The sequence below is a fragment of the Embleya sp. NPDC001921 genome (genome assembly GCF_053594475.1).
Map to the genome: position 1 here is coordinate 72,011 of NZ_JBSFEO010000022.1, position 23,370 is coordinate 95,380.

Annotated in this window: 25 protein-coding genes; 13 read left to right on the plus strand and 12 right to left on the minus strand. The window is 72.3% G+C overall.

Annotated features, from left to right (window positions below; translation table 11 throughout):
• The first annotated feature begins 120 nt into the window (after window positions 1-120).
• From ACWCPW_RS25175 to ACWCPW_RS25185, 3 genes are all read left to right on the plus strand, one after another.
• Window positions 121-2,415 carry a collagenase gene (locus ACWCPW_RS25175; RefSeq protein WP_449763861.1) on the plus strand — a complete coding sequence of 765 codons (2,295 nt, stop codon included), beginning with the start codon at window positions 121-123 and terminating at the stop codon, window positions 2,413-2,415.
• An 83-nt stretch (window positions 2,416-2,498) separates the two neighbouring features.
• Window positions 2,499-2,819, plus strand: coding sequence for an antibiotic biosynthesis monooxygenase family protein (locus tag ACWCPW_RS25180; RefSeq protein WP_449763862.1), 321 nt, complete (start codon window positions 2,499-2,501; stop codon window positions 2,817-2,819).
• A 41-nt stretch (window positions 2,820-2,860) separates the two neighbouring features.
• On the plus strand, window positions 2,861-3,076 hold the full coding sequence (locus ACWCPW_RS25185) for an FmdB family zinc ribbon protein (RefSeq protein ID WP_449763863.1): 216 nt from the start codon (window positions 2,861-2,863) through the stop codon (window positions 3,074-3,076).
• A 234-nt stretch (window positions 3,077-3,310) separates the two neighbouring features.
• Here ACWCPW_RS25185 and ACWCPW_RS25190 read toward each other — a convergent pair whose 3' ends face one another.
• Together ACWCPW_RS25190 and ACWCPW_RS25195 are read right to left on the minus strand one after the other, a co-directional pair.
• On the minus strand, window positions 3,311-3,985 hold the full coding sequence (locus ACWCPW_RS25190; protein WP_449763864.1) for a restriction endonuclease: 675 nt from the start codon (window positions 3,983-3,985) through the stop codon (window positions 3,311-3,313).
• A gap of 179 nt (window positions 3,986-4,164) precedes the next feature.
• The gene (locus tag ACWCPW_RS25195) at window positions 4,165-4,986 is read right to left on the minus strand and encodes an SDR family NAD(P)-dependent oxidoreductase (RefSeq protein WP_449763865.1); all 822 of its coding nucleotides are present in this window, start codon (window positions 4,984-4,986) and stop codon (window positions 4,165-4,167) included.
• A gap of 229 nt (window positions 4,987-5,215) precedes the next feature.
• On the opposite strand from ACWCPW_RS25195, the gene ACWCPW_RS25200 reads away from it, so the two are divergent.
• From ACWCPW_RS25200 to ACWCPW_RS25220, 5 genes are all read left to right on the plus strand, one after another.
• Window positions 5,216-5,521 carry a GNAT family N-acetyltransferase gene (locus ACWCPW_RS25200; protein WP_449763866.1) on the plus strand — a complete coding sequence of 102 codons (306 nt, stop codon included), beginning with the start codon at window positions 5,216-5,218 and terminating at the stop codon, window positions 5,519-5,521.
• Window positions 5,522-5,564: 43 nt separating this feature from the next.
• Entirely contained in the window at window positions 5,565-6,059 is a 495-nt protein-coding gene (locus ACWCPW_RS25205) for a (4Fe-4S)-binding protein (RefSeq protein WP_449763867.1), read from the plus strand.
• A 120-nt stretch (window positions 6,060-6,179) separates the two neighbouring features.
• Window positions 6,180-6,713 (plus strand): arsenate reductase/protein-tyrosine-phosphatase family protein, encoded by a 534-nt coding sequence (locus ACWCPW_RS25210; RefSeq protein ID WP_449763868.1) that lies wholly within the window; start codon window positions 6,180-6,182, stop codon window positions 6,711-6,713.
• Window positions 6,714-6,724: 11 nt separating this feature from the next.
• Complete coding sequence (locus ACWCPW_RS25215; RefSeq protein ID WP_395869538.1) at window positions 6,725-7,537, plus strand: serine hydrolase domain-containing protein; 813 nt, start codon at window positions 6,725-6,727, stop codon at window positions 7,535-7,537.
• Between the two features lie 196 nt (window positions 7,538-7,733).
• Window positions 7,734-8,675: a hypothetical protein gene (locus ACWCPW_RS25220; protein ID WP_449763869.1), complete on the plus strand. Its 942-nt coding sequence runs from the start codon at window positions 7,734-7,736 to the stop codon at window positions 8,673-8,675.
• Between the two features lie 56 nt (window positions 8,676-8,731).
• On the opposite strand, the gene ACWCPW_RS25225 is transcribed toward ACWCPW_RS25220, so the two are convergent.
• Window positions 8,732-8,992 carry a hypothetical protein gene (locus ACWCPW_RS25225; protein ID WP_020554669.1) on the minus strand — a complete coding sequence of 87 codons (261 nt, stop codon included), beginning with the start codon at window positions 8,990-8,992 and terminating at the stop codon, window positions 8,732-8,734.
• A 276-nt stretch (window positions 8,993-9,268) separates the two neighbouring features.
• On the opposite strand from ACWCPW_RS25225, the gene trxA reads away from it, so the two are divergent.
• Entirely contained in the window at window positions 9,269-9,625 is a 357-nt protein-coding gene (gene trxA / locus ACWCPW_RS25230) for a thioredoxin (RefSeq protein WP_449763870.1), read from the plus strand.
• A 467-nt stretch (window positions 9,626-10,092) separates the two neighbouring features.
• Here the strand turns inward: trxA and ACWCPW_RS25235 are convergent, their stop codons facing one another.
• The 6 genes from ACWCPW_RS25235 to ACWCPW_RS25260 form a co-directional block, all read right to left on the minus strand.
• Window positions 10,093-11,256, minus strand: coding sequence for a PrsW family intramembrane metalloprotease (locus ACWCPW_RS25235; protein ID WP_449763871.1), 1,164 nt, complete (start codon window positions 11,254-11,256; stop codon window positions 10,093-10,095).
• Window positions 11,253-11,843: a hypothetical protein gene (locus ACWCPW_RS25240; protein ID WP_449763872.1), complete on the minus strand. Its 591-nt coding sequence runs from the start codon at window positions 11,841-11,843 to the stop codon at window positions 11,253-11,255. The genes ACWCPW_RS25235 and ACWCPW_RS25240 overlap by 4 nt, the downstream gene beginning before the upstream one ends.
• 117 nt (window positions 11,844-11,960) lie before the next feature.
• Window positions 11,961-12,416 carry a tellurite resistance TerB family protein gene (locus ACWCPW_RS25245; RefSeq protein WP_395869548.1) on the minus strand — a complete coding sequence of 152 codons (456 nt, stop codon included), beginning with the start codon at window positions 12,414-12,416 and terminating at the stop codon, window positions 11,961-11,963.
• A gap of 274 nt (window positions 12,417-12,690) precedes the next feature.
• Window positions 12,691-13,926, minus strand: a complete 1,236-nt coding sequence (locus ACWCPW_RS25250; protein WP_449763873.1) for an Ig-like domain-containing protein — start codon at window positions 13,924-13,926, stop codon at window positions 12,691-12,693.
• Between the two features lie 235 nt (window positions 13,927-14,161).
• On the minus strand, window positions 14,162-15,727 hold the full coding sequence (locus ACWCPW_RS25255; RefSeq protein WP_449763874.1) for a DEAD/DEAH box helicase: 1,566 nt from the start codon (window positions 15,725-15,727) through the stop codon (window positions 14,162-14,164).
• Window positions 15,728-16,106: 379 nt separating this feature from the next.
• A complete protein-coding gene (locus ACWCPW_RS25260) occupies window positions 16,107-16,310 on the minus strand; it encodes a cold-shock protein (protein ID WP_020554660.1) in 204 nt (67 codons plus the stop codon).
• Window positions 16,311-16,658: 348 nt separating this feature from the next.
• Here ACWCPW_RS25260 and ACWCPW_RS25265 point away from each other — a divergent pair, with 348 nt between their 5' ends.
• Window positions 16,659-17,135, plus strand: coding sequence for a hypothetical protein (locus ACWCPW_RS25265; protein WP_449763875.1), 477 nt, complete (start codon window positions 16,659-16,661; stop codon window positions 17,133-17,135).
• Here ACWCPW_RS25265 and ACWCPW_RS25270 read toward each other — a convergent pair.
• Complete coding sequence (locus tag ACWCPW_RS25270; RefSeq protein WP_449763876.1) at window positions 17,126-17,890, minus strand: rhomboid-like protein; 765 nt, start codon at window positions 17,888-17,890, stop codon at window positions 17,126-17,128. The genes ACWCPW_RS25265 and ACWCPW_RS25270 overlap by 10 nt on opposite strands.
• Before the next feature lie 207 nt (window positions 17,891-18,097).
• On the opposite strand from ACWCPW_RS25270, the gene ACWCPW_RS25275 reads away from it, so the two are divergent.
• A complete protein-coding gene (locus ACWCPW_RS25275) occupies window positions 18,098-19,060 on the plus strand; it encodes a DMT family transporter (RefSeq protein WP_449763877.1) in 963 nt (320 codons plus the stop codon).
• An 18-nt stretch (window positions 19,061-19,078) separates the two neighbouring features.
• Window positions 19,079-20,722, plus strand: coding sequence for a tetratricopeptide repeat protein (locus ACWCPW_RS25280; protein WP_449763878.1), 1,644 nt, complete (start codon window positions 19,079-19,081; stop codon window positions 20,720-20,722).
• Between the two features lie 46 nt (window positions 20,723-20,768).
• On the opposite strand, the gene ACWCPW_RS25285 is transcribed toward ACWCPW_RS25280, so the two are convergent.
• Both ACWCPW_RS25285 and ACWCPW_RS25290 read right to left on the minus strand, forming a co-directional pair.
• A complete protein-coding gene (locus ACWCPW_RS25285) occupies window positions 20,769-21,254 on the minus strand; it encodes a DUF1269 domain-containing protein (protein WP_449763879.1) in 486 nt (161 codons plus the stop codon).
• 95 nt (window positions 21,255-21,349) lie between these two features.
• Window positions 21,350-21,850 carry a DUF7144 family membrane protein gene (locus tag ACWCPW_RS25290; protein WP_449763880.1) on the minus strand — a complete coding sequence of 167 codons (501 nt, stop codon included), beginning with the start codon at window positions 21,848-21,850 and terminating at the stop codon, window positions 21,350-21,352.
• A gap of 251 nt (window positions 21,851-22,101) precedes the next feature.
• Between ACWCPW_RS25290 and ACWCPW_RS25295 the strand changes: the two genes are divergently transcribed.
• Window positions 22,102-23,331, plus strand: coding sequence for a hypothetical protein (locus ACWCPW_RS25295; protein ID WP_449763881.1), 1,230 nt, complete (start codon window positions 22,102-22,104; stop codon window positions 23,329-23,331).
• Window positions 23,332-23,370 lie beyond the last annotated feature (39 nt).

Below are 23,370 nucleotides of genomic sequence, written 5' to 3' on the forward strand. Positions count from 1 at the left end.
ATTGTACTCAGCGTCGTGTTCTCACTGTGGACCGCCGACCGTGGTCCGCCCGTGCCCGAAGGGCCGTACATGAGCACTCACGCACGCCGCAGGAAGTGGTTTGCCACAAGCGTTCCCCTCTTGGCACTGGCCGTCGGCGTGCTGCCGATCGCAGCTTCGCCGACGGCCTCGGCCGGCCCCGTCCCGAGTGCGAACTCGCGGGTCGGGCACGCGAACACGGCGCCGGCGGCCGATCCGGGCGACGAGGTCGACCGGATCGGTTCGCCACTCTCGCTCGGCCCCGACCGGGGCCCGGGTCCGGTCGACGGGAGCAACGCGAAGCCGCCCGGCCGGGGCCCCTCCCCGGCGGACCTCCCGATCGGCCCGCCGGCGCACCGGCGAGCCCAGGCCGCCGCCCTGCCGGCCGGCTGCACGCTCGCCGAGTTCTCCGCACTGTCCCCGCAGGCCCTGGCCGACTTCCTCACCCGCGCCGACGTCGGACCCGACTGCCTGCGCGGCTTCCTGTGGACCTACACGCCCGAGTTGGGCCGGGTGCTGACGCCGGCTCACCTCCAGGCGGTGCTGGCCCGGATCACCGCGCTGGCCCCCGGCTACGACGGCTCGAACACGTCGCACCTGTACGAACTCTGGTACTTCACCCACGCCGCGCTCTACCTCGACTGGGACAACCCGGCCATCGACCTGCGCGGGCCGGCCGTGGTGGCCGCGATCAACGCGGCGGCGGACGCCTTCCGCGCCGCACCGCACGCGTTCGACCTCACGCCCACCTCGGGCGCGCTGCTGCGCGAAGTGCTGATCTGCGCCGACCTCGACGGCGTACGCGGGCGGCAACTACCCCTGCTGACCCGGATGTTCCGCGACATGGACGGCAGTACGGCGGCATGGCAGAACGCGGCCCGGCGAGACGCGGTGCTCTCCGCACAGACCCTCGCCTACCACGGCATCTACAACGGCGACGCGGGCTTCGTCGCCGCCGTACAGGCCGATCCGGCCTACCGCGCCGGCCTGAAGGCGTTCGTCGGCTACCGGCACCTGAACACGCCGAGCACCTCCGGGCTGCTGCGCAACGGCGTCTACGAGTACGGCCGGCTCGGGCAGATCCCGAGCCTGACCGCCGAGACGGTGACCGGGCTGAGCACGATGCTCACCGACACCGAGGGCTGGTACGGCCGCTTCTCGGTGCCGTGGAGCGAGGTCGCGCACTGGCTGGAGACCTACGGCCGCTGTCACGCGGCGGGGGTCTGTCGGGCCGACGTGGAGGCGACCGTGTTCCCGAACACGTACACCTTCGACCGGGGCGACATCGAGGTGCACACGTCCCTCGACCGGGCCACCGTCGAGCAGTTGTACTACGCCTCCAAGCAGGTCAAGGAGCAGTTCTTCCGCACGGTGGGCGCCGACCAGCCGCTCGCGGGCGACCCGAACCACAAGCTGACCGTCCGGCTGTACGCGAGCATGGCCGACTACCGCACGTACCAGCCGTTCCTGTACGGCTACTCGACGAACAACGGCGGGTTGTACATCGAGCGAGGCGCGACCTTCTACACCTACCAACGCGTCGTGCCGCGCGATTCCCTCCTCCACCTCGAGGAGTTGTTCCGCCACGAGTACACCCACTACCTCAACGGCCGCTGGGCGGTGCCCGGTTCGTTCGGCGAGGGTCCCTGGTACGCGGAGAACCGAACCACCGCCTTCGACGAGGGCATGGCCGAGTACATGGCGGGCGCGACCCGCGACCAGGGCGTGAAACTCCGCAGGTCCCTCGTCACCAAGGTGATCTCGGACGTGCGGAAGTACGGCAGTCGGCCGTCCGTCCGCGAGACGCTGCACTTCAAGTACGACGACGACGGCTACTTCTTCCGCTACTACGCCTACGCCGGCGCGTTCTTCTCGATGCTCGGCCAGGACCACCCGGACCTGCTCGCCGAGATGTACACCCACCTGCGGAACAATGACGTCGCCGCGTTCGACGCCTTCATCGACCGGGTGAGCGGCCCGACCTTCCAGGCCGAGTTCGACACCTACCTCGACGGCCGGATCGCCGACGTGGACAACCTGATCGTGCCGGTGGCGACGTACACCCCGACCGGGAAGCTCACCGCGACCGACGCCGACCGGGTCCGCCGGGCCTTCCACCGGTCCACCTCCAACAACCCGACGTCGTGCACCGCGACCCGCGACAGGCTCCCCCGCTTCACCTGCACCGGCGCGATCACCGCGAACATCGACTCGACCGACCCGGGCCGGATGCACACCGCCATGGCGGCCACGGTCGACTACTTCATCCTCACCCGCGCCGGCGCGGCCCTCGACAACCTCGCCGACATGAACTGTCACTTCACCCCACCGAGCCCCTGGACCAACGCCCGGGCCGCCACCTCCACCTACACCTGCGAAGGCCCCCTTCGCCCCTGATCCGCCCCCGCCCCCACCGACGACGGCCCCCGAGCGCTGCCCACCCCGCGCCCGGGGGCCGTCCCGTGCGGCAGACTGGGGGCATGTCCGTGGTGAAGATCAACGCGCTGACCGTGCCCGCCGAGATGCGGGAGACCCTGGAGCAGCGATTCGCGTCGCGTGCGGGAATGGTGGACTCGCAGGACGGGTTCGAGTGGTTCGAATTGTTGCGGCCGGTCGAGGGGACCGACCAGTACCTCGTGTACACGCGCTGGCGCAGCGAGGAGGACTTCCAGGCGTGGATGTCCGGGACCATGAAGGCCGCGCACGGGCAGGGCGACGGCGCCGAGCGGCCGAAGCCGGCATCCACCGACTCCGCGCTGTGGTCCTTCGAGGTCGTCCAGAGCACCGGCCCGAAGGCCTGACCTCCTCCGCCGGTGCCGCCCCCGGTACTAGCCTTGGCGCCATGCCACGCTACGACTACCGCTGCCGCGCCTGCGACATCACCTTCGAGCTCAACCGCCCGATGTCCGCCGCAAACGACCCGGCCACGTGCCCCCAGGGCCACGGCGACACCACAAAACTCCTGTCCACAGTCGCAGTAACCGGCACCGCCTCCACCCCCCGCCCCACCAACCCCGGAGGCGGAGCCGCCTGCTGCGGAGGCGGCTGCTGCAACTAACCCAAGCCCAGCCGGCACATGACCCCAATCAACCCGGCCAACCCAGCCCGGCCGGCGTTTGAGGCCAAGTAGCCCGGCCGGCGCTTGAGGCCAAGTAGCCCGGCCGGCGTTTGAGGCCAACCCAGCCCGGCCGGCGTTTGAGGCCAACCCAGCCCGGCCGGCGTTTGAGGCCAACCCAGCCCGGCCGGCGCTTGAGGCCAACCCAGCCCGGCCGGCGCTTGAGGCCAAACCCCGCTACGCCGCCAACGGCGCCGGCACCTCTTTGTCACACTCCCAATGCGCCAACGCCGCGCGATCCAAAAGCACCACACCCGCAGAAGCCGCAACCGCCGCCGCCTTGGCCGAAAAGCACCCGGCCGTCGTCGCGAGCAACAACGCCCCCGACCGATCCGCCCCCGCACCGGCCTCCTCGGCCGCAGCCCCGTCCGCGTGAGCGACGAGCGCGCTCACGAAGTCCTGGACCACGCCCCCCGCCACCGGCCCGGGCCCCTCCGCACTGCGACACCGCAACACCGCCGGCGTCCCGTCGACGCGCCTCGCGTGGATGTCCACCGCGTAGGCGTCCTCGACGACCCGCACCGTCTCCACCTCGGCCAGCCCGTCCCGCTCGCACAGGTCGGCCACGTGTTCGGCCAACCGGGCCGGATCCATCCGGTCCAGCCGCGCCTTCGCGTCCCGCAGCGCGGTGTCGTCGCAGTGCTCGACGAACTCGTCGGCTCGGGGCCGATATCCGCCCAGCCAGATCGCCGAGCCGAGCACCGCCGCGGCGCACACGTAGACCACCATCATGCTGTCGGCCTGGTCGACCCGGATGCCCTCGAGGACGAACCAGATGCCGATGGCGAGGAGTTCGAGCCCGGCGACCAGGATGGCCAGATTGAGGTAGGCCCTCACCGTCGTACGTGCCATGTCCGTCGTCCCCCCGGTGACGCTGTGGCCGGTCGTGCTCGTGTCGTTCACGCTGTCCCGATCCGATCGGCGCCACCGACTCCGCGGCCACGCCATCGTTCCCTCTTGCTGTCCCGACGTACGGGACACCTGCCCGGTTCCCGACCCGAACAACAACCGGACACCCTACGAAATGCCGCTCACGCACCATCCGGCAGGTTGGTCCAACCGCGACCGTCCGCCCGCCCGTACCACCCGCTCGCGGCGGTCGTACCGCCGTCCACCGGGATCAGGTGACCCGTCACATACGACGATGCGGCACTCGCCAGGAAGAGCACAACCTTCGCGTAGTCCTCGGGTTCGCCGAACCGCGCCATCGGCACCCACGAACCGATCAGCGCGGGGTCGCGATCACGCAATTTCGCCTCGTATGTCGTCTGCGGCGTGTTCGCCATGTCCGGCGCGATCGCGTTGACCCGCACCCCCTTGCGTGCCACGTCGACCGCGAGACTCTTGGTGAACGCGATGATCGCGGCGTTGTACGCGGAATAGACCGGGCAGCCCGGGATGCCGCGCAGCGCCTCGACCGTGGACACGTTCACGATGCTGCCGGAGCCGCGCTCGATCATCTGCGGCAACACCGCGTGCGTGACGCGCAACACATGTTCGAAGTTGATCGCGTGCAGCGCCCGCCACTCCTCCTCCGTGCTGCGCAGGAACGTGGTGGAGGGCCGATAGTCGCCGACGTTGTTCACGAGTACGTCCGCGCCACCCGCCGCCAGCGCGGCATCGCGCAGCCGGGCCACCGCGGCCGACTCGCGGATGTCGCCGAGTACCACCTCCACCCGCCCGCCGGCCGCCTCGATGTCCACCCGGGCCTGCTCGGCCCAGTCCGCGTCGATGTCGTTCAGCAGCACCAGCGCGCCCGCGCGGGCCAGCAGCCGGGAGACCCCGCCGCCGATGCCCGCGGCTCCGCCGGTGACGACCGCGACCTGACCGGCGAGGGGTTCGGGATCGAGCATGAGTGGTGCCTCCCAGCAAATATGACGATGCGTCAGATCTGCGCATGCTCTCCCAGGTCGCGTGCGAGGTCAACGGCGGACCACCGACCGGAACGAGACAAACGATCAAGCGCGCGGACCGCCGCGGCGATCGCCCTGGGTCGCACCACACCCGGGTATGCGTTCGAATGGATTCGAGAGAGAGTGTCGGGTCGGCATCCGCCGATCCGCACCACAACGAGGGGATCACATGGACATCGCGGTCGAGGACGTTCCCGCACAGAACCGCTTCGAGGCCCGGGCCGACGGCGACCTGGCCGGCTACGCCGAGTACATGACCACCGACACCCTGATCGTGTTCACCCACACCGAGGTGGACCCGGGGTTCGAGGGCAAGGGCGTCGGCGGTGCGCTCGTGCGCGGCGCGCTCGACCTGGTGCGCGGCGGCGACCGCAAGGTGCTGCCGCTGTGCCCCTTCGTGAAGGCGTGGATCGGCAAGCACCCCGACTACTTCGACCTCGTCTACGACGCCCCGCCGAGCACGGTCACGGACTGACCCGTCCGACGGTCCCCGCTCCGACCGATCCGAGTTGATTCAGATGAGCACCGCCCCAGGTCCCGACCGAGGCGAGGAGTATCCGGCCGAGGACATCGTCGTCACCTTCGACGCCAAGCGCTGCCTGCACTCCGGCGAGTGCGTACACGGCCTGCCCGAGGTCTTCGACACCGATCGGCGGCCCTGGATCGACCCGACGCGGGCCCCGGCCGAGCAGGTCGCGGAGGTGATCCGGCGCTGCCCCAGCGGCGCGCTGCACTACACGCCCACCGGCGGGGCGCCGGAGATGCCGACCCACCCCACCCGGGTGTACGTCGTCGACGGCGGCCCGCTGGTGCTGCGCGGTCATATCCAGGTGACCATGCCCGACGGCACGCACCGCCACGAGACGCGGGCGGCGCTGTGCCGCTGCGGCTCGACCGGCAACGTGCCGTTCTGCGACCGCAGCGCCGGGTGCGCGCTGACCGGCCGCGACTGGGGCCAAGCCGACCCACCCGGCCGACCGGCCCCCGAACCGCCCGGAACCGGACCCACCTGACCGGGCCGCCCACTCCGCCCCGGCGCCGCCGAGCCCGGACCCACCCCGGCCCCACCCCGGACCCGACCGCGCCCCGACCGCGCGCCGACCGGCCCCGATGGCCGGCCCCATGATGTACGGATGACCTCGCTGCTCTTCGTGTGCACCGGCAACGCCACCCGCTCGGTGATCGCCGGCGAACTGGCCCGCACGGCCCGGCCCGAGTGGCGCGTGGCCACCGCCGGCACCTTCGTGGTCGAGGGCCTGCCGATCAGTTGGCGCACCCGTGCCGCGCTGGAGCGGCTCGGCCTGAGCGCCGCGGGCCACCGCAGCACCCAGCTCACCGACGCGCACGTGGCCGCGGCCGACCTGCTGATCACGCAGGAGTACCAGCACGTGCGGTACATCCGCCGGCACCACCCGGAGGGCGCCGCGCGCACCGCGACCCTGCGGCGCCTCGTCCGCGACCTGCCCGCCGCCGGCCCGGCCGGCGAATCCCTGGCGCACCGGCTCGCCGCGCTCGACCTCGCCTCGGTCGAGCTCGAACCGGACTGGGAGGACGTGGTCGACCCCGGCGGTGGCGAAGAGGCCGATTTCGTCGCGTGTGCGCACGAACTGGCCGCGCTGATGGCGGATCTGATCCCTCGGTTGGGCGAGCGCGTACCCTCGCCGTAGGCTCGACTCCCGTGAACAGCCTGCGCATGATCGACACGTGGCCCGTCGGGAAGGCCGCTGCGGCCGTGATCACCCGGGACGGGGTGGTCAAGGGCGAGCACGGCCCGGTGGACGAGCCGTTCCGACTCGCCTCGGTGACCAAGTTGCTCACCGCGTACGCGGCGCTCGCCGCGATCGAGGAGGGCGCGATCGAGCCCGGGGACGCGGCCGGGCCGCCCGGGTCCACGATCCGGCACCTCCAGGCACACACGTCGGGCCTGGCCTTCGACGAGGACCGCGTACTGGCCGGCCCCGGCCGCAAGCGCATCTACTCGAACACCGGCTTCAACCTGCTCGGGGCCACCATCGAGAAGGCCTGCGACATCCCGTTCGACGAGTACGTCCGCCAGGCGGTCTTCGAGCCGCTGGGCATGACCGAGACCACGATCGGCGACTCCCCCGCGGCCGGCGGCGTGTCCACCGTGCGCGACCTGAGCCGGTTCGCGGCCGAGCTGCTCGCGCCGCGCCTGCTGGCGCCGGAGACGGTGCGCGAGGCCACCACCGTGGTCTTCCCCGGCCTGGACGGCGTGCTGCCGGGCTACGGCACCCGGCGGCCCAACGACTGGGGGCTCGGCTTCGAGATCCGCGGCACCAAGTCGCCGCACTGGACCGGGACCACCAACTCGCCCGCGACGTACGGCCACTTCGGCGCATGCGGCACGTTCCTGTGGGTGGACCCGGAGCTGGACGCGGCCTGCGTGTGTCTGACCGACCGCGAGTTCGGGCCGTGGGCCGCCCAGGTATGGCCGGTGCTGAACGACGCGGTGGTCGCCGAACTGCGCTGAGCCGGCGAATCGGGCCGCCCGGTCCGGCAGTTCGGCGCGCGCCGAGAGGCCGCGCCGGAAGGCCGCGCCGGAAGGCCACACCGAAGGCCCCGCCGGCCGGCCTCCTCGGCGTGCCTCGTCGGACACCATTCCCGGTCACCCCTTCGCACCGCCCGTCCTGCGCCGCGCGGGCCGAAACCACGCATACCGTCGAACCGTGTTGTTCTCCGTGCTCGCGGCGGCGGCCGCCGCGCTCTGTTACGGCGTCGCCACCGTGCTCCAGGCACTGGGCGCGCGGCGCACCGCGGGCACGAGCGGGCTCGATCCCAGGGTGCTGGTCCGGGCACTGCGGCAATGGCCCTTCGTCCTCGGTACCGGACTCGATCTGGCCGGGTACGTCTGCCAGTTCGTCGCACTGCGGCAACTGCCGATCTTCGCCGTCGAGGCCGCCCAGTCGGCCAACCTCGCGGTCACCGCGGTGCTGGCCGTCCCGGTCCTGGGCGCCCGCCTGCACAGTCGCGAATGGGGCGCGGTCGCGGCCGTGTGCGCCGGCCTGGCCCTGCTCGGCGTCTCCGCGGGGCACGAGGGCCCGGCGCACACCCACGCCGCGTTCCGCTGGTCGCTCCTGGGCTGCGTCGCCCTGCTCGGCCTGGCCGGCCGGCGCTGCGCGCGCCTGACCGAGCCGTGGCGCTCGCGCCTGCTCGGCCTGCTCTCCGGGCTCGGCTTCGGCCTGATCGCGCTGGCCACGCGCGTACTCACCGACCTGTCCCCGTCCGCCCTGGTCCGCGACCCCGCGTGCTACGCGCTGCTGGTCGGCGCCGCGCTGACCTTCCTGCTGTACACGATCGCGCTCCAGGGCGGCGTGGTCACCGCGGTCGCCGCCGCCCTGGTGGTCGGCGAGACCGTACTGCCCGCCGCCGTCGGCATCGTCTTCCTCGACGACCACAGCCGCCCCGGCCCGTACGTCCCGCTCGCGCTGATCGGCTTCGTACTGGCCGTCGCGGGCGCGATCACCCTCTCCCGATTCGCCGAGGCCGAGCCCGGGCCGGCCGGTACGCCCGACCCGGACACCCGCGCGACGAAGGCGGGTCCGACCCCTGGTCCGACCGACGAGGAGGGCGGGCCCCGGGAATGCCGACGGCTCCCGCCGAGCGCGTGACGGGAGCCGGTGCGAGGTGAACTGCCACGACCGGGCGAGCCCCGATCGCGGTCCGCTCACTCCTCCGGTTCGATGATCTGGTAGTCCAGCTCACCGATCGAGTGCGCCAGTTCGGCCGGGGTGTACACGGCACCGTCGTAGACGAACGCGGGCTCGATCGCGGTCTCGGTCAGCCCCTCGGCACTGGTGTCGAGCACGACGATGGCCCAGCCGATGACGGGGCACAGAACGGCCTCTTCGCCGGCCTTGGTCACCTCGACGTCCCACCCGGGTTCGGCCGGGGCCAGACTGACGACGCTGCGGCGGGTGTAGCGCATGGCGGGACTCCTCGGCTGCACGGTAACCGGCGGTCGGCGCCGGTTCGAACAAGCCTATGGTGCGGGTGTGACGGTTGGGGTCACGGGGCGTGTGCAGTGCGGCGGTCGGCTGGGTAGGTGTTCGCGGAACGCGCCCGCAGGACCCCGTCGACGCCCCGCGCGGTCGTCCCGGAGTCCGGCGGACGGGCTCGAGACAAGCCCAGGAATGCCCTCGCCCCCGCGCCTGTTGACAGCCACGTAGACGCAAACCACGGGGCACGACGTTTGGGAGGACGCATGGCCACGGTCGCACTGACCAAGGAGAACTTCGAAGAGGTCGTATCCGGCGACGGACTGACCGTGCTCGACTTCTGGGCGTCCTGGTGTGGGCCCTGCCGATCGTTCGCGCCGACCTTCGAGAAGGTCTCCGAGGCGACCCCGGACGTGGTGTTCGCCAAGGTGGACACCGAGGCGGAGACCGACCTCGCGCAGGCGTTCTCGATCCAGTCGATCCCGACCGTGATGCTGGTCCGGGACGGCGTCGTGGTGTTCTCGCAGCCGGGTGCGCTGCCCGAGGCGGCACTCGTCGACCTGATCAAGCAGGCGCAGGGGCTGGACATGGACGAGGTCAAGCGCAAGATCGCCGACGGCTGACCGACACCCTCGGCCACACCGACGCCCCACGGCCGGCGGGGCCCGAAGGCGCGGCCGACGCCCGAAAGCCCGCCGGATCGAATCCGGCGGGCTTTCGTGTCGCCTGCTCCAGGCAACCGGGGTGGCGGTGACCGGGGTTGCCGCGGTGTGGCCGACCGCGATGACGCGGCCGAGAGGGGCCCATCCACTTCTCGTGGATCCTGATTGCGCGGTGCGCGGTCCGACTTCGATCGCTTCTCCGCGTCTATCTCCGTCGGACCCCTCTCGCTCCATCAAGTAGAACTCCACCGCCGCGAAGTTGCAAAAGATCCCGCGCCGGCGTGTGCGAATCCGAGACGGCATCGAACTCGGGGCACGAGAGGGGCGCACGAGACACGAGAGGGGTCGGGCACGCGACCGAGAGGGGCCCGCGCGCGGGACGGGGGAAGGGCCGAGCACGGGACACGAGACCGGTGCCGACCACCCGTTCACGAAGGCGGCGGCGTCGTCCCCTCCGGCCACCCCGGCACATCGGCGACCGGCCTCGCCCGCAGGTGCGCCCGCAGCGTCGCGATCTCCGCGCGCAGCCGCTCGGCGCGGGCCGGCGCCTCCGGATCCGCGCGCGGGATCCGCGCGGCCACGAGCGCCAGTTGGGCCTCCTCGATCTCCCCGATCAGCACCCTCGTCGGCCGCGGGCGCGGACCGGCGCGGGCCTGTCGCCGACCGTGGCGCCGCGGCAACAACGCGGCCTCCTCCGGCCGGATCGCGCCGCTCGCGGCCTCCTCGGCGGCCACCTGCCGGAACCTGGCCAGGTAGTGCCGGCGCGCGGCCCGGTAGACCAGCAGCGCGATCACCAGGTTCGCCGCCGGCTTCATCAACGCGCCACGCCATCCGAACACCGTCGGCGCGTTGAAGGACACGTGCATTCCCATCGCGAGCAGCCAGCAGCCGAGCGCGACCGCCAGTCGCCGGGCGAGCGGTCGACCGTCGCGCGCGACCAGGTAGCCGATCCCGGTGCCCGCCACCGCGCTCATCGCCCAGTGCGAACCCCACCCGGTGATCCCGACCCGGGCCACGAACGACGCGTCCACGGACGCGCCCGGATCGGTCGCGCCGTCCAGCAGGATGGTGTTCAGCGCGTACAGCAGGTTCTCCACCACCTGGAAGCCCAAGCCGACCAGGGCTCCGTACACCCAGCCGTCGATCGGCGCGCGGATCGCGCGCGACGCGGCGAACGCGAGCAGCAGCACGCCGCACAGCTTGAGCGTCTCCTCGTTCAACGGCGCGGTCACCGCGGCGCCCCACCTGTCGGCGAAGTCGATCCCCCGGGTCTTCGCCCAGATCCCGCCCAGACCGGTGTTCGCCAGGATCGCGCAGCCGGTCGCGGCGGTCATCCCCCACCCGACACACGCGAGCGAGGCCGCGTGCGGCGGCGGCGCCACCGGCCGGATCCGCCGGGGCAGCAGATAGCCCACGCCCAGGGTGAGCACGAGCAGGAATCCGGCGAGCGCCGCCGCGGCCGGGAACACCCGTACCGTGTCCCGGTATTCGTAGCCGATCACGCCGAGGCCGAACAGGCACGCGAGCAGTCCCACCGTCAGGGCGGTCGGTGCGGGACGCTCACCGGAGGGTCGGACCGCGACAGCGCTCACGCGGCTTCCTCGGTGAACGTCAGCGAGCGCATCACGTCCCGTACCGGCAGCCAGTCCGGATCGGCGGTGTCCGGCGGCGCGAGCGCGATCAGCCGGATCGCGAACGCGTCCTCGGGGCCGGGATAGATCGCCGCCCGTCCGGTGTCGTCGCCCTGGTCCAGCGTGCCGACCATGCCCTGGGCTCCGGCGTCGGCGGTCAGCGGTCCCGGCGCGCCGAGCCGGGCGTGCCGGTCGCCGACCCGGACCGTGTCGCGCAGCCCGGTCCACAACGCGTCCGCGTCCTCGGCCCGAGGCAGCGAGATGTACGCGATCGACAGGTCCACGGCGCCGTGCCGCAGCACGAACACGCGCGAGGGTGTGGTCGCCGCCTGGTCCAGCGTCCAGCCGGAGCCGACCCGGAACCACGCGCGATGGTCGTCGTCCGGTCCGACCCGGAAGACCGTGCCGGCCCGGACCCGCTTGTCGCCGGCGATCCACGAGTCGATCAGCGGCCACCCGCCGGCGAGCAGCACCACGACGACGGCGACCGCGAGCGGACCCCACCGGCGAGCCCGCCGCGGCCCGGGGCGGAAGCGGGCGTCGGTCATGTCACCAACGTCCGACGAAGCGGGGGATTCCGCCCGACGAACATCGGCCGTCGGGCGGAATCGGTCCCTCGAAAGGGTTGGCGGACCCGCTCCGGTGATCGGCGCGGGCCCGTGCGATCAGAGCCCGAACTCGACGGGGGCCAGGTCGAGGGCGAAGCACGCGTCGCGCACGACGGCCTGCTCGGTCTTGTCGAAGTGGCCGTCCGCGCCGCCGATGACGATGCCGATCTGGATCACCGCGCGCGCCTCGGTCGGCTTCTTCTTGACCTTGCCGATGTCCTGGAGCAGGGATACCTTGCCCAGCTCGAAGTCGGCGGTGAGCTTGGCCAGATAGGCCTCGAAGCGCTGCTCCAGGTCGCTCGCGGCGAAGTTGCGCAGCACGTCGTTGGTGGTGATCAGCGTGGTGACCCGCTGCCGCTCGGCCGGATCGATCGAGCCGTCGGCCGCGGCCACCAGAGCGCAGATCGCCATGCTCGCGTCCCGGAAGCCGCCGCTCTTGAGCTCGTTCTTCTTCGCCTCCAACTGCCCCTGCATCGTCTGGGCCGACTGCTTGAACTTGTCCCACAGAGCCATCGGGATCCCCTGCCTCTCGCACACACGCGCTCGGAACTTGATCTACAGACTCGTAGAAGATACATGTCCCGCACACCACCCGCAGAATCCATTCGCCAACCGTCCGGCGCGACGAGGCGTCCCGCCGTCGCGGCGCCGGGGGCGTACGGCCGTTCCGTCGGTGACCGGCGGCGTCCGGGTCGGGCGGCGGGGCGCCGCGGGCCCGGGGCCGCGTTCCGGCACGAGAAGCGACCAGGGCCCGACCGGTCCGGTCGGGCCCTGGGGTGTACGCGGCTCAGCTCGCGAGGGCGCTCTTGGCCTTCCACTGGTCGTAGGTGAGCTGCCAGTTGCCGAAGCCGTTGCCCGGCTCGGTGGCCTCGGTGTTGTTCGAGCCCTTGACCACGACCGGGTCGCCGACCTGGACGCGGTTGTAGAACCACTCGGCGTCCGGGACGGTCATCCCGACGCAGCCGTGGCTGGTGTTGGCGACGCCGATGTTGGCGGTGTTCCACGCGGCCGAGTGGAAGAAGGTGCCGGAGGAGGTGAAGTGCACCACCCACGGGACGTCCGGGAGGTTGTAGCTGTCGCCGAGGCCGACCGTGGTCGAGTCGAGGGTCTCGGTGGCGTTCTTGTTCAGGATCACGTGCGTGCCGCCGCGCGTGGGGAACTCGTTCGAGCCGGCCGACATCTTGATCGTCTTGACCGCCGTGCCGTCCTCGATCACGGTCAGCCGCTTCTTGGGGATGTCCACCTCGACGACCCGGTTCGTGCCGACCGTGAAGGTGCTCTCGTAGTCACGGGTGAAGTAGGTGCCCGGACCACTGGCCACACCCGCCAGGTTCGCGTTGAGGGTGACCTTGGTACCGCTCGGCCAGAACTCGCGTGGCCGCCAGTCGACCCGGTCCTTGCCGGACTGGTCCTTGGTCCAGCCCCACGAGCCCTCGACGTTGGGCGCGGTGGCGACCTTGAGGTTGCGCTCGACCTCGGCCTTGTCCTTGACCGCGTGGTCGAACATGATCGACACCGGCTGGCCGACGCCGAACGTGCCGCCGTTGGCCGGACGCAGCGTGACCTTGTTCACGGTGTCGGCCTTGAGCGTGCCGAACTTGCTGGTGACGGAGGTCTCCGCGCCCTTCTTGCCGCGCGTGGTGGCGGTCACCGTGTAGGCCGCGCCCGGTATGGTCCGCGTGGTCGAGGTCCAGGTGCGGCCGTCCGCCCCCACCGTGCCCTCGATCGCCCGGTTCTGCGCGTCCACCACGCGCACCGAGGCCAGCGTGCCCGAGTCGGCGGTCACCGTGATCGGCTTGCCCGGCACGACGCCCTGGGTGCCGTCGACCGGATCCACGCTCACGCGCGCCGGTGTGTCCTTGGCCTCGTTCCCGTCCGAGCCCGGTTTCGCCTGCGCCTCGGACTTCGCCGCCTTGTCGGCCCCTCCCGAACCGCACCCCGCGAGCAGTACGGCGGCAGCCGCCAGGGGCAGCGCGACCATGCGAATTCCCTTGCGGGAGCCGGATATCAGGGGCTTGCGCACGTGCTGACCTCGCGAACTTGGACGACCGGGGATCGTTCAACAGTAACAATGCGGATCAATTCCCCATGCCCGTGCGGGGTGTGACGGTTTCGACACCCTTGCGGCGCAACCGCCCGGCCCGGCACGGCACGAAGCCGCGCCCGGAGGAAATCCCGGACGCGGCTTCGGAGTTCTCGAAGGCTCGCGCGACGGTCGACGACCGCGGCCCACCCGCCGCAGGCGGGCCCGACCGTCGCTACGCGGCGGCGGTGCGCCGGCGCGGGGCGCCGCCGCCGGTGGAACCGCCGGAGCGGCCCGAGGAGGCGCCGGAGGCCGCGGCGGACGGACGACGGCCCGTACCGCTGCCGCCGCCCTGGCCGGGACGACGGCCGCGACCGCGCCCACCGGCCGAGCCACCGCGACGCGGCGCCTCGGAGACCGGCGAGGAGATCACGACCGGGACGCCGGAGGGCACCTGGGCGCCGGTGACGCGGGTGAGCTCCTCGTCGCCCGAGCGGACCTGGATGGTCGACGCCTCGATGCCGGCGATCATCATCAGACGGGCCATCTCGCGGCGCTGGTTCGGCGTGACCAGCGTCACGACGCTGCCCGACTCGCCGGCGCGCGCGGTACGACCGCCGCGGTGCAGGTAGTCCTTGTGGTCGGTCGGCGGGTCGATGTTGACCACCAGGTCCAGACCGTCCACGTGGATGCCGCGAGCCGCGACGTTGGTCGCGATCAGCGCGGTCACGTGCCCGCTCTTGAACTGCTCCAGGGTGCGGGTGCGCTGCGGCTGCGACTTGCCGCCGTGCAGCGCCGCGGCGCGGACGCCGCTCTGCAACATCTGCCGGGTGAGCCGGTCCACCGCGTGCTTGGTGTCCATGAACATGATGACCCGGCCCTCACGCGCCGCGATGTGCGTCGCGGCGGTGTGCTTGTCGGCCTCGGTCACGTGCAGCACGTGGTGCTCCATCGTGGTGACCGCGCCCTGCGAGGGGTCGACCGAGTGCACCACCGGGTCGGACAGGAAGCGCTTGACCAGGCGGTCGACGTTGCGGTCGAGCGTGGCCGAGAACAACATCCGCTGGCCGTCCGGCTGCACCTGGTCGAGCAGCGCGGTGACCTGCGGCATGAAGCCCATGTCGGCCATCTGGTCGGCCTCGTCGAGCACGGTGATGCCGACCGCGTCCAGTCGCGCGTCGCCGCGGTCGATCAGGTCCTTGAGCCGGCCCGGGGTGGCCACCACGACCTCGGCGCCGTTGCGCAGCGAGCTGGCCTGGCGGCCGATCGACATGCCGCCGACGACCGTGGTCATCCGCAACTGGACCGAGTTGGCGTACGGCATCAGCGCGTCGGTGACCTGCTGCGCGAGTTCGCGGGTGGGCACCAGGACCAGGGCGAGCGGCTGCTTGCTCTCGGCCCGGCGGCCGGCGATCCGGGCGAGCAGCGCGAGGCCGAACGCGAGCGTCTTGCCCGAGCCGGTCCGACCGCGACCGAGCACGTCCCGCCCGACCAGCGCGTTGGGCAGCGTGGCCGCCTGGATCGGGAACGGCTCGGTGACACCCTGGCGGGTGAGCGCGGCCAGCATCGGCTTGGGCATGTCCAGCTCGGCGAACGAGCCCACCGCGGGCAGCGAGGGGGTCGTGCTGACGGGCAGCGCGAACTCGGCCACGGGGCCGGCGGTCATCGGCTTGCGCCGGTTGCCCGACGGGGCGCCGCCGCGGCCGCGGCCGCCGCCACCGCCGTAGCCGCCACTGCGGCCGGTGCTGCTGCCGCCGCCGCCGCGGCTGTATCGGTCGTTGGAGCGGGGGGTGCGATTCATGGAGAACCTTCCTCGATGCGGCGCGTATCGAGGACGTCTCCGCGGCGTGACGCCGCACAAGGAGTCGCAAGAACGAGCCGAACTAGCTGAAAAAGAACCGACGTGGTGACTCGGGTCACTCGCGTCGAGATAGTGCGCAACGGTCGGGCGCCTGCCGAAGAGCGGCGGCCGATGTGCCGGACCGTGCGGGGCCGAGGCGACGAGGTCGCGTCGGGCAGGGTCCTGATCGGCGGATGTCGGGCATCCGCCTGGGGTGCTGCACCGTGGCCTTCTCGGTCGGATGACCGTCGACCCCGATGGGGCCGCGGGCCACGGGAAGGGCCCGCACCGTGCGGCGCGGGCCCTCGCTGCACGGCCGAAGCCGCGCCCATGAGCGGGTTCAGACGATGTTGATGTTCTCCGCCTGCGGGCCCTTCTGGCCCTGCGTGACGTCGAAGGAGACCTTCTGGCCTTCCTGCAGCTCACGGAAGCCCTGAGCGTTGATGTTCGAGTAGTGGGCGAAGACGTCGGGGCCGCCACCGTCCTGCTCGATGAAGCCGAAGCCCTTTTCGCCGTTGAACCACTTCACGGTGCCAGTAGCCACGTATCTTCCCCTTCGGGGCAGTACCGGGATCTCGCACCCTGCGAGACCCGAATCGTTGCTGATTACCCCGCCCGGAGTTGGACACCGGAAAAACAAAAGTGCACCTGTTGGCTACAACCAGCAGGCGCACAGAAAATTCCATGGGAACCACAGCAGCAATTAACGTTAGCACGCCAGGCGGCCGGGCCGGCGGGATCGTCTCGATCTTGTGCGGGCCGGCGAATCCCGGCCGCGGTCGCGCGATGCCGCGCCGGTCCCGTGCCGATCCCGCGCTCGCACGCCGGGTGCGACCATGGACGCTCCTCCGCCCCGCCGGCCTCCCGGCACCAGCTTCCCCGAAGGGTTCGCGTGTCCTCCTCCGACTTCCCCGCGTCCGACGACTCCGCCCAGCCGATCCCCCTGCCCACCGTCGGCAATCCCCTGAGCCTGGAGGACGTCAGCGCGGTCGGCGGCTGCGGCGACGGGTGCGGGTGCGCCGGCGGCGGTGTCGACATCGACGCCGATCTGCTCGACGCGTTCGTCACCGAGCAGGTGCTCGTCCGCCTCGAATCCGAGCCGGCCTTCGTCGCCCGGTCCATCGCGGCGCTCGCCGCGACCGACGACCTGGACGCCGAACTGGCCGAGGAGATCGAGGAGTTGGAGTCCGACCCGGTGCTCCTGCTGGACGTGCTCGGGGCCACCCGGCAGACCCTGCCGGACATGGAGTCGGACGCCGTGGTGCTGCTCTTCCGCTATGTGATCGACCATGTCGCGCTCGGCCCGGAGGAACTGCCGCTGGAGGACCGGGTGCTGATCGAGTGGCGGGTGCCGCCGGTTCAGGCCTGACTCGAACGCGTCCCGCGTGGCGGCGCGGAGCCGTTCCCGGCCGCCTCCGGGCGCGGCTCCGCGGCCGGGAGCACGGCCTCCGCGGCCCGCGGCGCGCGCTCGGACGCGGGCCGCCACCGGCCCGAGAACAGGAATCCGGACCCGAGACCGATCAGCGCCGCCGAGAAGTGGCCGATCGTGGTGAAGTCCGGGAGATCGCCGTACCACTGCGCGGACGAGAACGGGTACAGCAGGCACGCGAGCGCCCACCACGGGCGCAGCCGCCCGGGCAGCAGCGGCGTGATCGCCGCTATGGCCGCCATCGAGGCGTAGCTCACCCCGTAGTCGAGCGTGTACCGGGTGTCCTGCGGATAGGTCCCGTGGTGGATCGCCGCGATCAGCACCACCGCTGTGACGAGCGTCGCACCCACGTGCCCGAGCACCGTGATCCCCACCGCGCGCAGCGTGCCGATCCGGTGCTCCAGGAACGCCATGCACACCCCGATCCCGAACCCGATGGTCAGCAGGTTGCCCATCAGCGTGCCGTGTACGTCCGCCAGCATCAGGCTGCCCGCCATCGCGCGCAGCGGGCGGTGGCCGAGGTTGTCGAGGTTGGTGCTGATGTCGGCCAGGAGCCGGTCCGCGGCCGCGTCGGACATGAGCCGGCCGACCACGATCCCGTCGATCGCGAGCAGGACCAGCACGGCGAACGTCGCCGGGCTGCGGCGCGGGTATCCGACGAGGCCGCGCACATGGCTCGCGGGGTTCCGACTCACGGTGCGACTCTCCTTGTGCCGGCGCGGGGACGCGGCGGGAAACCACCATGCTGCATCACCTCGACGGGTCGGCGCGGCCCGGCCCCCGGATCCGGGCGGCCGACGGTTCGGTGGGCGCCGAAACGACCCGCGCCTACCGTCGTGCCCGAAACCGAGTCCGCCGCCGGCGCGCACGTCGCGCACCGGCACCGCAGAGGGGTCCACTCGATGTCGGATGTACGTCTTCGCCCGGCGACCGGTCCCGATCGGCGCGCCCTCGCGGCGGCCGGGGTCACGGTCTTGTTCTGGGCGTCCGCGTTCGTGTCCATCCGCAGCGCGGGCGAGCACTTCGCGCCCGGGGCGCTGGCCCTGGGGCGCATGCTCTGCGGTTCGCTCGTGCTCGGGGTGGTCCTGCTGGTGCGCCGCGAGGGCCTGCCGCCGCGCGCCGCCTGGCCCGGCATCCTGCTCTCCGGCGTGTTGTGGTTCGGCCTGTACATGGCGGTGCTGAACTGGGGCGAGCGCGAGGTGGACGCGGGCACTGCCGCGATGGTGGTCAACATCGGCCCGATCGCCGTCGCGCTGCTCGGCGGGTGGCTGCTCCGGGAGGGGTTCGCGCCGCGCCTGCTGGCGGGCATCGGGGTCTCGTTCGCGGGCGCGGTCGTGGTCGGCGTCTCGATGTCCGACGGCGGCGGGGCGCCGCTGCTGGGTGTGGGCCTGTGCGTGCTGGCCGCGCTCTCCTACGCGGCCGGTGTGGTCGCGCAGAAGCCCGCGCTGCGGCACGCCTCCGCGCTCCAGGTCACCGCGTACGGGTGCTTCGTCGGCATGACGTGCTGCCTGCCGTTCGCGGGACAACTGGTCACGCAGACCGCCGGCGCCCCGCCGGCGGCCACACTCAACGTGATCTACCTGGGCGTCTTCCCGACCGCGCTGGGCTTCACCACGTGGGCGTACGCGCTGGCCCGCACCAGCGCGGGCCGCATGGGCAGCACCACCTACGCGGTGCCGGCCGTCGTGGTCCTGCTGGCCTGGGTCTTCCTGAGCGAGGTGCCCGGCCCGCTGACCTTCGTCGGCGGCGCGTTGTGCCTGGCCGGCGTCGCGGTCTCGCGCGGCCGTGGCCGGCGGCCGGTCGCCGGGTCCGATCGCGAGGCCGCCGATCCGCCGCCGGTGCGGCAGGATCTTCCCGGACGGTGATGGAACGAGGGAGATGTCGTGACAGTGGTGGGTCGGGTCCTGGCGGATCGGTACGAACTCGTCGAGCAGCGCGGTCGCGGCGGCCTCGGCCGGGTGTGGGCCGCCCGGGATCTGACCGAGTCCCGCGACGTCGCGGTCAAACTGCTGCACGGCCCGCCGGACGACGAGGCCGCGGAGGTGTTCGTGCGCGAGGCACGGGCCGCGGCGGCGCTGACGCACCCCGGCCTGGTCCCGGTGACCGACGCCGGGAGGGACACCGACGGCACGCCGTTCCTGGTCACCGAGCTGCTCACCGGCCGCGACCTGCGGGCGACGCTGCGCGCGGGGCTGCCCGAGGTGTCGAGCGTGCTCGCGTGGGCGGCGCAGATCTGCGCCGCGCTCGAACACGCGCACGGGGCCGGTTCGGTGCACGGCGATCTCAAGCCCGCCGACCTGTTCGTGTCCGAGGACGGCCGGGTGCGGGTGCTCGACCTCGGCCTGGCCGGTCGCCTCGCGGCGGTCGTCGCGACCGGCACACACCTGCTCGGGACCCTCGCCTACACCGCGCCCGAGCGCCTGCGCGGACAGGCCGCCGACCCCGGCTCGGATCTGTACGCGCTGGGCTGCGTGCTCTACGAACTGCTCACCGGAACCCCGCCGTTCGGCAACGGTGACGTCGCCGCCACGGTGTACGCCCAGCTCGATCGGGTCCCCGAGCCGCCGGAGCGGCGCCGCCCGGAGCTGCCGCCGCACGTGAGCCGGCTGGTCCTGGACCTGCTGGCGAAGGACCCCGCGCACCGCCCCGCCGACGCGGCCGCGGTCGCGGTGCGGCTGACCCAGGTGCCGCCGCCCGCCCCCGCCGATCGCCCCCGACCGCCCGCCGCACCGCCGATGATGCCGCCCCCACCCCCGCCCGGGCCGCCGCTCCCCACCGCCCGCCCCTCCTTGGCGAAGCCCCTGCCGGCGGCCGTCGAGGCGCACGCCGAGGACGACGAGCGGCAGCTCCGCGGGGCGGCGGCGGCCGGCGACCCGGACGCCGCCGTGCAACTCGCCTTCCACCTCGCGGACACCGGCCGGGAGAGCGAGGCCGAGGCGCTGTACCGCGAGGCGCTCGCCCGCAACCACCCGGAGGCCGCGAACGACCTCGCCGACCTGCTCGCCGCGCACGATCGCGCCGCCGAGGCCGAGGAGTTGTACCGCCACGCGCTCGCCCAGGGGCATCCGGACGCCGCGAACAACCTCGGCCGGCTGCTGGTCCGGCTCGGCCGGGCGCCGGAGGCGGAGACGCTCTTTCGGCACGCCTCGGCGCACGGTCACGACGACGCGGCGAACAACCTCGGCCTGCTGCTCGCCGGTTCCGGCCGCCTCGACGAGGCCGAGCGGTTGTTCCGGCACGTGTACACGCAGGGCCACCCGGACGCGGCGGTCAACCTGGCCGGGCTGCTCGGCGCGCGCGGCCGGTTCAAGGAGGCGGAGAAGCTCTACCGCCGTGCGTTCGCCGAGGGCCACCCGGACGCCGCCCTCGGCTTCGCCGGGCTCCTGGAGCGCCGGGGCCGCACCCGCGAGGCGGAGGAGATGTACCGCCGTGCCCTGGCCGAGGGGCATCCGGCGGCGGCCGGCCAACTCGCCCGCTTCCTCGACCTCCTCGGGCGCGGCCCGGAAGCGATGTGGCTGCGCTCGTAGCACCCGCGCGCGGCGGCGGGCCGGGCCCGCCGCCGCGGCGCCGAAGTCAGTCCGCGAAGACCTCACGGAGCTTGGCCTCCTGATCGCCGGACAGGTTGCTGCGCACCAGCTCGGCCTGGGCCCCGCCGAACGCCTCGTGCACCCGGTCCACCACGGCGTTCGAGGTCATCACGAACAGCGCGGAGGTGCCGGGGGTGATCTGCTGCCGCACCTCGGCGACGAAGTCGTCGTCGATGCCGACGTCGCTCATGCTGCCGCCGAGCGCGCCCGCCGCCGCGCCGATCGCCGCACCGAGCAGCGGCACGAAGAAGATCAGACCGAAGAGCATCCCCCAGAAGGTGCCGGACAGCGCGCCGATCCCGGTGAGGCTGTTGAGCTGCTTCGTCTTGGGCTTCTTCGCGTCCTCGGGCCACGACACCACGGCCGCGTCGTGCACCTGCACGAGTTCCTGCTTCTGGAGCGCGAGCAAGGTCTGTTCGGCGTCGGCGGCGCCGTGTGCGGTGGGGAACTTCCAGACGGTGAGCGTGGACACGGGACAACCTCCGGTATCGACAGGAAACCGCCACGCACGGGGCCCTCGCGGGTCCGTGCGTGGCGGATGGTGCGGACGGTGCGGACGGTCGGGGGTCAGGACATCGGTTCGTCGCGCTCGATGTCCCTGCGGTGCGCGCCGGTCCCGGTCCGATGGGCCTCGTCCCGGGCACGCCATTCGGAAACGCTCTCCTCCGAGTAGCCCTGCGCGGCGCCCCAGCGGACGGTCAGCGCGAACAGGACCACCAGGTCGAGCGCGATCACGATGGTGGACCAGACCGGGTGTGCGGCCAGGAAGCCGATCTGGCCGATGATGTTCAGCATCACCAGCACCGAGCCGACCACGCGGGCCCAGGTCGCGCCGGTGAGCAGTCCCATACCGACGAGCAGTTGCAGCCCGCCGAAGATCAGCAGGATCACGCCCCACGTGTCGTAGCTCCACACCAGGAGCTGACCGGAAGTGGTGACGAAGTACCCGTCTTCGAACAGTGCCGCGAACCCTTGGAAGAGGTTGAGCACACCCAGGACGAGCAGCGTGCAGGCAGCGAATGCCACCCATCCGGACCAAGCGCTCGTCCTGCCCATTTTGCTGTTCATGGCCTACTCCCAACCCCGGCCGGGCGGCCGGGCGGTGTTGCCTGCCGCTTGCCTGCCATCGCAGGGGATCCACGACCGTACAAGTCGGCTTCTCGCACCTTGACACGAGATGCGGCTATATGCACCTTATGCCCGCTAATCTCCCGTACATCATTGGCCCACCGCGAGTAGATGTCCGATTTCCATGGAACTGGCTCGGAACACAGGGTCACCCATGGTCACGAATGGTCACTTGCGGGAGGGCGCCTCCGATGTCCCAGTCAGCCGAGCAGGTCCGGAGCCGGCACCGATTGCGGCTCGCGGCGGCGTGTCTGCTGCTGGCCCTCGCGTGCGTCCTCACCCCGGTCGCGGTGGTCGCCGTGTGGGCCGACGACGAGATCGGCAACACCGATCGTTTCGTCGCCACGATGGCGCCGCTGTCCTCGAACGAGGCCGTACAGGACGCCGTCGCCGACCGGGGCGCCGCCGCCGCCGTGCGGGCGGTGAACGTGTCCGGCCTGAGCGACGCACTGCGCGAGGCGCTCGGGCTGGACCCGAACAGCGGGTCGGGGCCGGTGTCCGGATCGATCCGGGGCCTGTTGAACGAGGCGGTCGGTCAGGCCGCGCAGGCCTTCGTGGCCAGTGACGCGTTCGCCGTCGTGTGGCGCGAGGCGCTCCGCGCCGCGCACTCCTCCGCGCTGGCCGCGCTCGAGGGCGAGGACGAGGGCGCGGTGACCTCGACCGGCGGTGAGGTGGTGCTGGACCTGGGGCCGGTGGTCGACGGGGTCCGCAGGAATCTGGCGGCCACGGGCATCCCGCTCGCGACCGTCATCCCGGACACCGATCGCCGGTTCGTGCTGTTGCACCGCGAGGGCCTGCGCAAGGGCCAGGACGTGTTCCGCGTCGTCGACGAGGCCGGGACCTGGCTGCCGATCGTCGTGGTGCTGCTCTTCGTCGTGGGCGTGTGCGTCGCGCCCCGGCGGCGCCGGGTGATCATGTGGGCGGGTGTGGGCATCGTGCTCGCGATGATCGTGCTCGCCATCGCGCTGGTCGTCTCCCGTCGGATCTACCTGGACGATTTGCCCCGGGACATCTCCCGGGACGCCGCGGCGGCGATCTTCGACGCGCTGATCCGATTCCTCCGCGATACCACCCTCACGCTGGCGATCGTCGCGGCCGCGGTCGCGATCGCGGCGTTCCTGGTCGGCCCGGCGCGGTCGGCCGAAAGGCTCCGGCGCGGGCTGGCCGCCGGGCCCGACGCGGCGGGCGGCGCGCTGGCCCGGACCGGTGCGGGCACCGGGTCGGCGGGCCGGTTCGTGGCCGCGCGACGAGGCCCGCTGTACGCCCTCGTGGGCGTGCTCGGCGGGATCTGGCTGGTGCTGTGGGACCACCCCACGGTGGGCTCGGTCCTGCTGGTCCTGGGGGTGGTCGTGGCCGTCGTGGCCGTCCTGGAGGTGGTCGCGGCGGCCGGGACACCGGAGCCGGTCGCGGTCGACCGGTGAGTGTGCGGGCACCGGCCGGGGGGTTCGGTCCGCGACTGC